This is a genomic window from Phyllobacterium pellucidum (assembly GCF_013327855.1).
In the GTDB taxonomy this organism is placed as follows: domain Bacteria; phylum Pseudomonadota; class Alphaproteobacteria; order Rhizobiales; family Rhizobiaceae; genus Phyllobacterium; species Phyllobacterium pellucidum.
In genome coordinates, this window is record NZ_JABUMX010000001.1 from 74,105 (window position 1) to 87,443 (window position 13,339).

Below are 13,339 nucleotides of genomic sequence, written 5' to 3' on the forward strand. Positions count from 1 at the left end.
TGCTCCGGCGCAACGCGCCCGGATTGGTTTTTGTGATAATGTGACTTGATACCCGTGGATTACAACTGTTGATTGCTAAATAGTCCTCCCCGGCTCATCTGATATTCAAATGAAGCTTCGTTTGATCGTTTCTGCGAAGTCGTGCTCGAAGACGACATTGTCGTTTTCGTAGGCCTCGATACGCCCCGTCAGGTAGAAATTGTGCTGGTCCGATCGCATCGTCGTGTAGGTCTCCGTGCGCGTACGCCAATTGTCGCGTCCCGAAATCTCGGTCCAATGCGTCTCGCCATAGGCCGACAGCGGATCGTCAGGATGGATCTCCCAACGCTCGCGCGCTACTCCGCCATGGATCAGCCCATGATCCTTGTCGCGCGCCTCGCCAAAATCATCCTCGATCAGTAACGTGATCTTGCCGCTTACCTGATCGTGTTCGATCGTCCGGCTATTGCCACCTTCGCGCAATGTCTCAATTTGCCATGGCGTTGCGCCTTCCGGCTCAGGGAAAGTCCACTCGTCGCCTGTCGCAAGCGGGCGCGAGGGAATCGCCACGCTGCCAGCGTGGATGCTGAGGCTGACATGGGATGGCGACGGCCAGACAAGCGGCCAATAAGACGTTGAAACAGCAACGCGCAAAGTGTGCCCGGCCGGGACCCTATAGGCAATATCGTCGAGCTTGAACGTAATTGTCACTTGCTCGCCGGGCACCAGTGGCTCGGCATTGTCATGGCCATGGCGGTGACAGAGATTGAAGACGCCATAGGTGATACGGGTCGATGCGCCATCCGCATGCACGTCACACAACCGCACCGCGACCATGGCCACCGGCTTGTTGCTCGATAGGGTAAGTGCGATTTTCGGCGCTCCGACAATGTCGATTGCCTCGTCGAGGGACGTGTCATAGCAAAGCGAAAGCGCGTCGTCGCGGCGCTGGTCGCCGGGCATTTCCGGTCCGAGCCAGATCGCACAATATTCGCCGCTCATCATGCCGCAATCCTGCGGCGACGCGACCAGATGCGAGAAGTTTTCGCTCGCTTCCGGCGCCAGTGACCGGTCGCCGGCAAGGTGAAGCACCTTGCTGCCGATACGTTGCGAAGGCCACTCATTTTCGGCGATCCAATAGCCGCTGCGTTCCGTGTACCAGCTTTTCGGACGGACCGAATCCATCAGGTAGCCACGGTACGTAGGATCGTTCTCGACGCCGGTGTCGATATCCTTGAGCCAGCGATCCCACCAGCGCAACGCCTCCTGCAGGAAGCCGATGCGCGGTTCCGGCACGGCAAAGTGCGGGTATTTGTGTACCCATGGACCGATGATGCCTTTGACCGGCGCGGTTATACCTTCCATCAAGCGCGGCACGGCGTTCTTATAGGCATCGCCCCAGCCGCCGATCGCCAAGGTCGCGGCCTTGATCGCCGAAAACTCCTCGCAGACGGAGCCACGCCGCCAATAGTCGTCGCGTGTCTGATGCTTGAGCCATACAGCTGGCAGGAACGGCTCGTTGCGCAGACGCTCCAGCCACATCTCCCGCCATTTTGCGCCGGCATGCGCCGGATCTGGCGGGCGCGAGGAATAGGCAAGCATTGTTGCGCCCCAGCCAAGATTCTCATTGAGCAGCAGGCCGCCCTTGTAATGGATATCGTCGGCGAAGCGATCGTCGGTCGAGCACAACGTGATAATGGCCTTGAGCGGCTCGGGCTGGAGCGCTGCTACCTGCAACGAATTGAAGCCGCCCCAGGATATGCCCATCATGCCAACCTTGCCGGTGGACCATGGCTGCGCGGCAATCCAGTCGACCACCTCGCACGCGTCGGCAAGTTCCTGTTCGGAATATTCATCCTCCATGAGCCCTTCGGAATCGCCATTGCCGCGCATGTCGACACGCAGGCAGGCATAGCCGTGGCCGGCAAAATACGGATGGGTGAGATTGTCGCGCGCCGTCGTTCCGTCCCGCTTGCGATAGGGCAGGAATTCGAGAATGGCGGGAACCGGACTATCGTTGGCATTTTCCGGCATCCACACCCGCGCCGAAAGCCGGCAACCGTCAGCCAGGACGATGCCCATATCGGCATGCTCGATGACATTCTGAGGAAACGTTTCGACTGTCCGCATTATCGCCTTTCATCTCGCGCAGAGTTGAAAACAGACAATGCCCGCCGAAGGCGTGACGCCCGGCGAAAGCCAGAATCCCATTTTCTCGTCTTTGCGAGGTGTTCCTTTGCCCACACTATGCGCATCTGCTCGCCAGCAGGCATAAAACAGCTGCGACATAACTCACACAATTTGCGCCACACCCGAGTTTTTCATCCGAGCTTCGAGGGGATCATTCTTTCAACGCGCCTGAAGAGCATCACGATAATGCCGGTGATCACGAGATATCCCGCGGCAAGGAGGAGCAACGGCTCGTAGGTCAGGAACGTATCCTGCCTGACACGCGAAGCGACCGCGTAAAGATCGACGACGGTGATCGTCGCAACGAGCGGCGTCGACTTGAGCTGGAGCACGGCCTCGCCGGCAAGCGTCGGCAGCGCGCGATGGATCGCCTGCGGCAGCCATATCCGCCTGAAGATCGTGAAGCGCGGCATGCCGAAGGCACGTGCGGCTTCCAATTGTCCCTTGGGAACGCTGGCGAATGCGCCTCGCATTACCTCGCCCTCATAGCCCGCGTAGGACAAGGTCAGCGCCAGCACTGCATAGGGCCAGGCCTGCCGCAAATAAGGCCAGAGTTCCGATCCGCGTATCCATGGATATTGCGGGAAGAGCGAACCAAGGCCGTAATAGAGCAGCCAGAGTTGCAGCAGCAGCGGCGTGCCGCGAATGACGGTGCAAAACATCTTGGCCGGAACAGCGAGAATCGCCGGCCCGGACGCCTGGGCGAGTCCCAGCGGCACCGCCAACAGGAAGCCCAGGATAACCGTCACGATCAAGATCCAGATCGTCCGCCACAGGCCCTGAGCGATAAGGTCGCCGTAGTTTTGCAGCCAGTCCCAGCGCATGAAGAAAACGGCGGACGCAATCAACGCCAAACCGATCAGCATCATGACGATGCGATGCGGCTGCAGCAGGCTAGCGATGCGGATCCCGCCCGTTTCCTTGTGGATCGGAAATGTCTCGATCGGGACTTCAATAGGCGTTTCGGACATCAATGCGCCTCCTTGACGGAGGGCATGCCGCGTCGGGCCCAGATTTCAACCCGGCCGATAATGGCATTTGAAAACAGCGTGATGAACAGATAGAGCGCGCCGGCTGCCATGTAGAAGAGGAAATAGGCCTTGGTCGCACCCGCCGCTTGGCGCGTTTCGAGCGTAAGCTCGGCGAAACCGACGACGGCCAGAAGCGATGTATCCTTGGTGGCGATCAGCCACAGATTGGCTAGTCCCGGGAGCGCATGCGGGAGCATCGCGGGCAGCGTAATGCGCCGCATCATCAGGCTCGGCGACATGCCATAGGCCCTCGCCGCTTCGATCTCGCCCTGCGGAATGGATTTGATTGCGCCGCGCAAGACCTCCGTTGCATAGGCGCCCTGGACAAAACCGAGGACGACGATACCGGCGACAAGGCCGCTAATATCGACCCGGCTGTAACCGAGGGCCTCGAATAGGCGATTGATGAGGTCCGTGCCGGCATAATAGAGCAGCAGGATCAACACCAGTTCGGGAATTGCTCGCACCATTGTGGTGTAGATAGCGGCAATGTCGCGGACAATCGGGCCGCCATAGAGCTTGCCGTAAGCGCCGAGCGTTCCGATGATCAGCCCAATGCCGAACGAACCGAGTGCGATCTGCAGGGAGTGAAAGAGCCCGCGAAGCAGATTGCCGCCCCACCCCGGTGGATTTGGCGACAGGAGCCCGAACATGCCGGATATGGCGGCGGGAAGGATCGATGCGTCGGCCAAGCCGTCCTCGATTCAGTATCGGATAGAGTTTTGAACAAGTTGGCCGGAACGGGCTGTCCCGCTCCGGCCGGACAGCTTAGCCGCCATAAATATCGAAGTTGAAATACTTCTTTGAGATCTCGTCATACTTACCATCTGAGCGGATCGCCTTGATGGCAGCGTTGATCTTGTCCTTCAGCTCGGTATCGCCCTTGCGCATGCCGACGCCGACACCGGGGCCGAGGATCTCCAGATCATCGGCTACCTTGCCCTTGATCTCGCAGCACGCCTTGCCGGCATCGGTCGCAACGAAGGTTTCGAGCGCGAGCGAGTCGGCCTGCGTCGCATCGATGCGGCCTGCGGCGAGATCCTGGTTCGCCTCATCCTGCGTCTGGTATTCCTTGATTTCGGCTGCGGTCGAAGCGAAGTACTTCTTGGCGTAGGCCTGGTGCACCGTCGAAACCTGAACGCCGATGATCTTGCCCTTCAGGCCTTCCGGCGTCGGCTGCATCTCCACGCCCTTGGCGCCCATGATCACAGTCGGAGTGTTGTAGTACTTGTCGGAAAAATCGATCGTCTTCAACCGCTCGTCGGTGATCGACATGGAGCTGGCGATCATGTCGATTTTCTTCGTGGTCAAGGCAGGAATGATGCCGTCCCAAGCGACAGGCGTAATGACGCAATCAAGCTTGGCCTGCTCGCACAGCGCGTTGATGATATCGACTTCCCAGCCGTTCCACTTGCCAGATGCGTCGGGCGACGTGAATGGCGGATACGGCTCGGCAGCGATGCCGACTTTCACCTGCTCGGCGCTTGCAGCGCCCATGCCGGCGACGACCAGGACAACGGCGGCTACCGTTGTTTTCAAAAACGACTTCATTCTCATCTCCATTCTTTCAATGTTCCCCAGGATTGTTTCCTGTGCTTGCTTATTTATGAAACAGTCCGGATAAACTGTTTCAGACGTTCAGATTTTGGCGATCCGAACAATGCTTCCGGCGGACCCTCTTCCTCGATGATGCCGTTGTGCAGATAGATGACGTGGCTCGCGACCTCGCGTGCGAATTTCATCTCGTGCGTAACGAGAAGCATGGTCCGGCCTTCCTCGGCGAGATCGCCGATCACCCGCAGCACCTCGCCGACAAGTTCCGGATCAAGCGCGGAGGTGGGCTCGTCGAACAGCATGACGCGCGGCTGGATTGCCAGCGCCCGCGCAATTGCGCCGCGCTGTTGCTGGCCCCCGGAGAGATAGGCAGGATAAACGTCGCGCTTGGCCGACAGGCCGACGCGCTCGAGCAGTTGCTCGCCGATGACCATGGCCTCGTCGCGCTTCATGCCGAGCACATGGACCGGGACTTCGATGACATTCTGGATGAGCGTCATGTGCTGCCAGAGGTTGAAATTCTGGAACACCATGCCGAGACGGCTGCGGATGCGCTCGATCTGGCGCCGGTTGGCGGGATGCAGGCCGCCATGGCCGTCGCTCACCATTTTTACGTCTTCACCATTGATGCGAATAATGCCGCTGGTGGGATTTTCGAGAAAGTTGATGCAACGCAGGAACGTGGATTTACCGGAGCCACTGCCGCCGATCATGGCGACCACATCGCCATCCCGCGCCGTCAGGGACACGCCCTTCAGAACTTCGAGTGCTCCGAAGCGCTTGTGAAGCTTCTCGATATGAATGGCTTCAGCTTGCTCGCCTGTCGCCCGTTGAAGTGGATCCGTCGAAACGGTTGCCGCTTCCATCGCCGTCATTCCGGGATACCTGCTCGTATTGGGCTTGCACGTCTTGTCATGACAGCCTTTGATCCGCCTCATTATCTGACAGGGTCTAAATTGCCCTCTTTGGCTGCATCACACCACTTGCGCTCTATTTATGCAAGCGTATAAATACTCCCAGAAACAATTTTTTGAGAGCAGCGCAGATGCAAGCATTCGGTTCCCAGTCCATGGCCCTCCCCTTGAAGCGCGTCATCATGCGCAAGCCGGACCACGTCATGGCAGGGGCCGAACGCGACGTCTGGCACTATGGGCCGCAATTCGATCCACGCAAGGCTTCCGAGCAGCATCGCGTGTTTGCCGATCTCGTTGCCCGTTCGGGCGCGGAGATCACGTGGATACGCGACGGCAATGACGGGCTGTCCGATTCCATCTTCACCCATGATCCATCGTTGGTGACTGACAAGGGCGCCGTTATCCTGCGCATGGGAAAGCCCCTGCGCCTCGAGGAAACGGACTTGCACCGGGAGACCTATCGGCAGATGGATGTGCCGGTCCTCGGCCGCATCGAGGTGCCCGGTACCGTCGAGGGCGGCGATTGCGTCTGGGTCGACGAAAAGACCCTGGCGGTTGGACGCGGGGTCCGTACCAATCAGGCGGGGATCGAGCAGCTCGCCGATATTCTCAAGCCGCTTGGCGTCACGGTTCTCGGCTTCGACCTGCCGCTCTGGCACGGAGAAGAAGCCTGCCTGCACCTTATGTCGATCATATCCCCGCTCGCCGAAGACCTTGCGCTTGTACACATGCCGCTGTTGCCGGCAGCGTTCTACCAACTGTTGAAAGAGCGCGGCATTCGCCTGGTTGCCGCTCCTGAAGCAGAATTTGCGGCCAGCAATGGTCTCAACCTCAACGTCCTGCCGACAGCACCCTATGAGGTCATTGCCGTCGCGGGCTTCGAGGGCACGAAGGCCGCCATGGAAGCAGCAGGCTGCACTGTCACAACCTTCGAGGCCGATGCGCTCTGCATCGCCTGCGAAGGCGGCCCGACCTGCCTCACCCGCCCTGTCTGGCGCCAATGAACGCTGAAACCGCCACCCGCAAGAGCTTTCGCCGCGAGGGCGAGGACAAGCGCCGCGAGGATCTTATCGCGGCAACGCTGGAATGCGTGGCTGAACGCGGCCTTGCGGGTGCGACGGTACGGGAAATTGCGCAACGCGCCGGCGTCACCGCCGGGCTTATCCGCTATTATTTTCCGACCAAGGATGAACTTATCGGCGCTGCCTACCGTGCCGTCATGCAACGCATGACCGTGCAGGCGAGCGACGCTCTCAGAAGCGCGAATGACGATCCCCGCGCCCGCCTTTACGCCTTCGTGACGGCCAATCTCGGCCAGCCGATCATGGATCCGCACAATCTTTCGCTCTGGGCGGGTTTCATTGCGCTCGTCCACGCGGATCCGGCCATGGCAGCGGCACATCGCGACGGCTATCTCGGCTTCCGCGACGAACTCGAAATCCTGATCCGCGACGCACTGCTGTCGGCACGCGCACCGGCCGAGTCGCGCCACACCCGCAGCCACGCCATTGCCATCAATGCGATCATCGACGGGCTGTGGCTCGAAGGCTGCCTGGCCGGCGATATTTTCTCCGATGGCGAGTTGGCCGAAACCGGCATAAGCGCTATCGAAGCCGTACTTGGAATTTCTCTCAAAGCTGAAGGAGGCGCGCCATGATGCGCTATGCGTCTGTTACGAATCGTCTCGCGGGGCTTGGCTCTGATAAGTGGGCGGTGCACATGCGCGCCCGCGAAATGAAGCATGCCGGCGAAGACGTCATCGAACTCACGATCGGCGAGCCGGACATCCCGACGCCGAACGATATGATCGACGTGGCAGAACGCTCGATGCGCGCCGGACGCACCGGTTATTCCAATGGCCGCGGTGAACCTGCAGTTCTGGCCGCGCTTTCGGCCAAATATACTGCCCGCACCGGTCGCCCGATCGATGCCGAGCACATCATGTGCTTTCCCGGCACCCAGACCGCCCTCTCCCTCGTCATGCTTGGCATCGCCGAGGAAGGCGACGAAATCATAACGGGCGATCCGCTCTATGCGACCTATGACGGCGTCGTACGTGCAACCGGCGCAATGCGCGTCTCAGTACCGCTGCGTCCGGAAAAGGGTTTTCGCATGCAGGCGGCCGACCTTGAAAAGGTCATTACGCCGCGCACCAAGGTGTTGCTGTTGAATACGCCGCACAACCCGACGGGGGCGGTACTCAGCGCCAGGGAAATCGCTGAAATCGGCGAGGTCTGCCGGAAACATAATCTCTGGATTGTCTCCGACGAGGTCTACGAGCAGCTCATATTCGACGGTACCTTTGCTTCGCCGCTCGATCAGCCGGAACTTGCGGACCGCACTGTCGCGGTCTCCTCCATTTCCAAGTCGCATGCGGCGCCGGGCTTCCGCAGCGGCTGGTGCGTCGGGCCGAAGGACTTTACCCGCCGCCTGCTGCCTCTATCCGAATCGATGCTCTTTGGCGGCCAGCCCTTCATTGCGGATATGACCGCCTATGCGCTCGGCCAGCCTTCAGCCGCCGCATCGACGATGCGTGAAAGCTATCTTCGCCGGGCGCGTTCGATCGCCAACCGCCTCGATGGCGTTGCCGGCATCGACTGCAAGATCCCACAGGCCGGAATGTTCATTCTCGCCGATATCCGCGCCACTGGTCTCAGTGGCGATGAATTTGCGATGCGGCTCCTCGAAGAAGAACTCGTCGCGGTCATGCCGGGCGAATCGTTCGGGGAAAACCTTGCCGGTTATCTTCGCCTTAGCCTCAGTGTCGCCGACGACAAGATCGACGCAGCCTGTGCCGGCATCGTCCGGCTCGCATCACGCCTTCAGAAACGGAAATCCGCATGACCACGGTTGGTGAAGCTCTCGTTCATTTGCTCGAATCCTACGACGTCGATACCGTCTTTGGTATCCCGGGCGTCCACACCATCGAGCTTTATCGCGGCCTTGCCGGCTCGAAGATACGCCACATTACCCCGCGCCATGAACAAGGTGCCGGGTTCATGGCGGATGGCTACGCACGCGCGACTGGCAAGCCCGGCGTCGCATTCGTCATCACCGGACCGGGCATTACCAATACGATCACTGCCATGGGACAGGCGCGTGCCGATTCCATTCCGATGCTGGTTATATCCGGCGTGAACCAACGCGACTCGCTTGGCAAGGGCATGGGTTTCCTGCACGAACTTCCGAACCAGCGCGCCATGCTGCAAACGGTTGCAATGTTCTCGCATCGGATCGAGAAGCCCGACGAACTGCCCATCGTGCTTGCCCGGGCCTTTGCTCTTTTTGCGTCTCGCCGTCCGGGCCCCGTTCACATTGAAATTCCGCTCGACGTCATGGCGCTACCGCTCGAAGGCGCGCAGCGCGAGCCCTCCGATGCGCCGGTGCCGCACGCATCGACCGAAACCATAGCCGAGTTGGTCCGCCACTGCCTGTCAGCGGAACGGCCCGTCATTCTCGTTGGCGGCGGCGCAAAGTCTGCAGCGGACGGCCTTAAGGTTCTCGCCGAGAAGCTCGATGCGCCGGTAGTCGCCACCACGAACGGGCGCGGCATCATGCACAAGCATCCGCTGCTGATCCCGGCGAGCCCGAGCCTCAAGGCGGTGCGCGAGCTCCTAGCCGACAGCGATCTCGTGATCGCCCTTGGCACGGAAATGGGACCGACCGACTATGACATGTATGCCGACGGCGGTTTCCCGGAATTGAAGCGCTTCGTGCGAATCGACATCGATGCCGGACAGCTCGATCGCTGGCCCGCATTCATGCCGATCGAAGCGGACGCGAAGGAAACCGTCGGGTCACTATCTGCAGCCCTGCCGGACCGCAGAAACGGCCGAGGCGGCGAAGAACGCGCAAAGCGCGTGCGCGACGCAGCCTGGGCCGATGTCGGCGCGCGCATCCAGGGTCAGGTGCGTTTCCTCAATACGTTGCGCGATACGCTGCCTAATTCGCTCATCGTCGGCGATTCGACGCAGACGATTTACTCCGGCAACCTCTATTACGATCACGACCGCGTCGGCGGCTGGTTCAACGCCGCCACAGGTTTCGGCGCGCTCGGCTTCGGGCCGCCTGCGGCCATTGGCGCTGCACTTGGCAAGCCCGAGACCTCGACGGTGTGCATTGTCGGCGATGGCGGCTTTCAGTTCGTGCTCGGTGAAATCGGCGCAGCCGTCGATGAAAACGTGCCGATGATCTTCATCGTCTGGAACAATCAAGGCTATCAGGAGATCGAGCGCGCAATGGTGGAGGTGAATATCGACCCCGTTGGCGTTCGCCCCTCCGCTCCGGACTACATCAAGATTGCCGAAGCCTATGGGGTACCGGCCGAGCGTCTCAGCGATATCGGAGAGCTCCCGGCATCGCTGCTGCGAGGCAAGGCGAGCAACAGCCCGTACCTAATTGAAATCGATGAAAAACTGGTTGGCTGACGGCTTGCAGCCGTCAGCGCCTCTTCCGTCTTATGGGCGGTGGATCGTTTTCACTTCAAGGAAGTCCTCGAGGCCGAACCTGCCGCCCTCGCGGCCATTGCCGGACTGCTTGTAACCTCCGAACGGACTGCCATAACGATGCGGTCCGCCGTTGATATGAACCATGCCGGCCTTGAGCCTTGCAGCGACACGCTCGGCACGCTTGGCATCGCCGGTCTGCACGTAAGCGGCGAGACCGTAGGGCGTGTCATTGGCAATGGCGATCGCTTCTTCCTCCGTGTCGAAGGGTATCAGCGCCAGCACCGGACCGAACACCTCTTCGCGCGCAATGCGCATGGTGTTGCTGACATCGGCAAAAATGGTCGGACGCACGAAATAGCCGGTCTCGTAGCCTTCAGGCTTGCCCGCGCCACCCACGACGACGCGCGCGCCCTCGGCGATTCCCGCCTCAATAAGGTTCTGCACCCTTCCATACTGGACATGGCTGACGAGCGGGCCGATATGTTCACCCTCCTCCTCCGGATTGCCGACGCGCGCCTGCTTTCCGGTTTCTTCGGCAATCTTCACGGCCCGGTCATAGACGGAGCGTTGGACGAGCATGCGCGTCGGAGCATCGCAGGACTGACCGCTATTGTTGAAGCATTCAAACACGCTTCCGGCGACGCGATCTTCGAGATCCGCGTCCTCGAAAACGATGTTCGGCGATTTGCCGCCAAGTTCGAGGGTCACGCGCTTCACCGTTTCCGCCGCATCCTTGCTGACGGCGATGCCGGCGCGGGTCGATCCTGTAAAGGACATCATGTCGACATCCCTGTGCCTGGAGAGCGCCGCTCCCACAGTTGCACCATCGCCATTGACGAGATTGAATGTGCCAGCCGGGAAACCCGCCTCGTCGATCATTTCGGCGTAGAGCATGGCGTTGAGCGGCGTGAATTCGCTCGGCTTCAGCACGCATGTGCTGCCCGTTGCGAGCGCCGGGATGACCTTGAGCGCAATCTGATTGATCGGCCAGTTCCACGGCGTGATCAAGCCGCAGACGCCGATAGGTTCGCGCACCAACAGGTCGCCATTGGGCAATTCCTCGCGCATATGGAGGTTCTTCAAAGCATCAATGAAGCCCTGAAGATGGCCGACGCCCACATCCGCCTGCTGCTGCGTGCTCATCGTGATAGGAGCGCCGAGTTCAAGCGTAATCGTTTGCGCCATTTCGTCGTAGCGGCGCTTGTAGATAGCGAGCAACCTTTCGAGCAGCGCAATGCGCTCGTCCACCGACGTCTGGCTATAGGTTTGGAAAGCCTTCTTGGCCGCACCCACCGCGCGATCGATATCGGCGGCCGTGCCCATGGAAATAACCGCAATCGGCTGTTCAGTCGCCGGATTGATGACTTCCAGATCGTTTGGCTCAAGCGGCTTTACCCATTCGCCATCGATATAGAAGTTGCGTTTGTCGAGCATGAAACTTTCCTCCGAGAACTTAGCCGTAGGCCCATTCTGACCAACAATCGGACGAAGGCAAGAACTTTATACGTTTGTATAATTAGGTGGCGCGGAGAGCGGCATCACGTCAAGGCGACCGAGTGTGAGCGCTACGTCTAGTCCGCGAAAAATTCCGTCGCACAATTCATGATGGTTGTTCTCGATCCACAAATTGGCTAGAGGAGTAAGGCATACTTTTTATATTTTGAATTAAGGAAAATACTATGATTTCCCCGTCCACGTTGGGCCTCCGCCCAGGGCTTTCCTTGTCGCTGAACGCTTCATGCCGTCGCTAGTTTGGAGGACGGCATGACCGACGGCGACACTTTTGATCAGGAATTTGTCGATTTAATTGTCAAATTCGGAAAACGTGCGGTTCGCGCATCGGGATACATGATCGTTAGTTGGTTGCTTCTGCACCATAATCAGTTGGGCTTGCAGAGCAGTTGGGGCTTGCCTATAGCCTTTGGAATTCTGGGCTTCGCGTCGTCAAGCGCCCGGTTGGCTCAATTGAGGCTAGCTGCTTTACTCTGTATGGCTCCGTTGCCGATGAGTGAAATCAAGTCGATCATCAGCACGTTCATGTGACCAAGATCCGATCATTCGCCAAACTCATCCTCACGGGTGGCATCTATAAGCAATATGGCGGCCGAGGCCGCCATATTTTGCTTAAGATTCAATTATTTGAGAAAATGGTGCGGTCGAGAAGACTCGAACTTCCACGTCTTGCGACACAGCGACCTCAACGCTGCGCGTCTACCAATTCCGCCACGACCGCACTCTGTGGTAGAAGCCGAACCAGTCGGCTCGCGGCATGTAGCAAATAGGTTTCGGTGAAACAAGCCCTATCTACCGATAATCCGATTGTTTTTTAGAAAGCCGGCATAAACCTTCACGCAGCCGCGCAAGACTGGAAATTCCGTCCGAAAAGGTCCATATGCGGCACACCCAACGCAATCGTTGAAACGAAGCCACACCGGCTAAGCCATCTACGATTCTGGCGCAGGCAGATACAACCGGAGCGACATCCATACCATGAGAACCATTCGCGACGACCTCGTCCCCGATTTCCTGCCCGAGGGCGAATCGTCACCCGTCGAATGGCTCGTTACCGATGGACTGACAGACTATGACACCGCCCTCGGCTTCATGGACGAGCGCGTGGCAGCCATTCGCGACGGCAGGGCGCGTGAGCTTGTCTGGCTCGTCGAACATCCGCCGCTCTATACAGCCGGCACCAGTGCCAAGGCGGCCGATCTACTCGTCGCCGATCGCTTTCCGGTCCATGCAACCGGACGGGGCGGCGAATATACCTATCACGGCCCCGGCCAGCGCGTTGTTTATGTCATGCTCGATCTGAAGCGACGCCGCGAAGACATACGCGCCTTCGTGACCGCTCTCGAACAGTGGATCATCACAACGCTCGCCTCATTCAATGTTCGCGGCGAGCGGCGCGAGGATCGGGTCGGCGTCTGGGTCACCCGGCCGGAGCGCCCGCCCCTGCCCGATGGCTCGCCCGCTGAAGACAAGATCGCCGCCATTGGCATTCGCCTGCGCAAATGGGTGAGTTTTCACGGCATTTCCATCAATGTCGAACCGGAACTCGCACATTTCGACGGGATAGTTCCTTGCGGCGTGCGCGGTCACGGCGTTACCAGCCTCGTCGATCTTGGCCTGCCGGTCGACATGCACGATGTCGATCGCGCCTTGCTGGAGGCCTTCGAAGATGTGTTTGGACCAGTTGTGAAGGTCGCGGCGGCCTAGCTGG

The 13,339-nt window shown here is 59.6% G+C and carries 12 protein-coding genes and 1 tRNA gene; 6 read left to right on the forward strand and 7 right to left on the reverse strand.

Features of this window, described 5'->3' with window-relative positions; translation table 11 throughout:
- Positions 1–105: 105 nt before the first annotated feature.
- The 5 genes from HQ945_RS00325 to HQ945_RS00345 form a co-directional block, all read right to left on the reverse strand.
- The gene (locus HQ945_RS00325) at positions 106–2,109 is read right to left on the reverse strand and encodes a CocE/NonD family hydrolase (protein ID WP_113280054.1); all 2,004 of its coding nucleotides are present in this window, start codon (positions 2,107–2,109) and stop codon (positions 106–108) included.
- Positions 2,110–2,300: 191 nt separating this feature from the next.
- On the reverse strand, positions 2,301–3,038 hold the full coding sequence (locus tag HQ945_RS00330) for an ABC transporter permease (RefSeq protein WP_051615173.1): 738 nt from the start codon (positions 3,036–3,038) through the stop codon (positions 2,301–2,303).
- Between the two features lie 101 nt (positions 3,039–3,139).
- The gene (locus HQ945_RS00335) at positions 3,140–3,853 is read right to left on the reverse strand and encodes an ABC transporter permease (protein WP_091923007.1); all 714 of its coding nucleotides are present in this window, start codon (positions 3,851–3,853) and stop codon (positions 3,140–3,142) included.
- A 115-nt stretch (positions 3,854–3,968) separates the two neighbouring features.
- Positions 3,969–4,751, reverse strand: coding sequence for a transporter substrate-binding domain-containing protein (locus tag HQ945_RS00340; RefSeq protein ID WP_091922647.1), 783 nt, complete (start codon positions 4,749–4,751; stop codon positions 3,969–3,971).
- 53 nt (positions 4,752–4,804) lie between these two features.
- Entirely contained in the window at positions 4,805–5,620 is an 816-nt protein-coding gene (locus HQ945_RS00345) for an ABC transporter ATP-binding protein (protein WP_051615153.1), read from the reverse strand.
- Positions 5,621–5,799: 179 nt separating this feature from the next.
- Between HQ945_RS00345 and HQ945_RS00350 the strand changes: the two genes are divergently transcribed.
- Genes HQ945_RS00350 through HQ945_RS00365 form a run of 4 tightly spaced genes read left to right on the forward strand, consistent with a single transcriptional unit; the run spans position 5,800 to position 10,095 of the window.
- A complete protein-coding gene (locus HQ945_RS00350; RefSeq protein ID WP_113280055.1) occupies positions 5,800–6,672 on the forward strand; it encodes a dimethylarginine dimethylaminohydrolase family protein in 873 nt (290 codons plus the stop codon).
- Positions 6,669–7,325: a TetR family transcriptional regulator C-terminal domain-containing protein gene (locus HQ945_RS00355; RefSeq protein WP_091922645.1), complete on the forward strand. Its 657-nt coding sequence runs from the start codon at positions 6,669–6,671 to the stop codon at positions 7,323–7,325. Before HQ945_RS00350 ends, HQ945_RS00355 begins: the two co-directional genes overlap by 4 nt.
- Positions 7,325–8,512, forward strand: coding sequence for a pyridoxal phosphate-dependent aminotransferase (locus tag HQ945_RS00360; RefSeq protein WP_091923005.1), 1,188 nt, complete (start codon positions 7,325–7,327; stop codon positions 8,510–8,512). Before HQ945_RS00355 ends, HQ945_RS00360 begins: the two co-directional genes overlap by 1 nt.
- Positions 8,509–10,095, forward strand: coding sequence for a 5-guanidino-2-oxopentanoate decarboxylase (locus HQ945_RS00365; RefSeq protein ID WP_113280056.1), 1,587 nt, complete (start codon positions 8,509–8,511; stop codon positions 10,093–10,095). Before HQ945_RS00360 ends, HQ945_RS00365 begins: the two co-directional genes overlap by 4 nt.
- Before the next feature lie 30 nt (positions 10,096–10,125).
- Here the strand turns inward: HQ945_RS00365 and HQ945_RS00370 are convergent, their stop codons facing one another.
- Positions 10,126–11,550 carry an aldehyde dehydrogenase family protein gene (locus HQ945_RS00370; protein ID WP_113280057.1) on the reverse strand — a complete coding sequence of 475 codons (1,425 nt, stop codon included), beginning with the start codon at positions 11,548–11,550 and terminating at the stop codon, positions 10,126–10,128.
- Positions 11,551–11,880: 330 nt separating this feature from the next.
- On the opposite strand from HQ945_RS00370, the gene HQ945_RS00375 reads away from it, so the two are divergent.
- Complete coding sequence (locus tag HQ945_RS00375) at positions 11,881–12,159, forward strand: hypothetical protein (protein ID WP_113280058.1); 279 nt, start codon at positions 11,881–11,883, stop codon at positions 12,157–12,159.
- Positions 12,160–12,264: 105 nt separating this feature from the next.
- On the opposite strand, the gene HQ945_RS00380 is transcribed toward HQ945_RS00375, so the two are convergent.
- Positions 12,265–12,349: transfer RNA gene (locus tag HQ945_RS00380), tRNA-Leu, on the reverse strand.
- A 257-nt stretch (positions 12,350–12,606) separates the two neighbouring features.
- On the opposite strand from HQ945_RS00380, the gene lipB reads away from it, so the two are divergent.
- Positions 12,607–13,335: a lipoyl(octanoyl) transferase LipB gene (gene lipB / locus HQ945_RS00385; protein WP_091949419.1), complete on the forward strand. Its 729-nt coding sequence runs from the start codon at positions 12,607–12,609 to the stop codon at positions 13,333–13,335.
- Positions 13,336–13,339 lie beyond the last annotated feature (4 nt).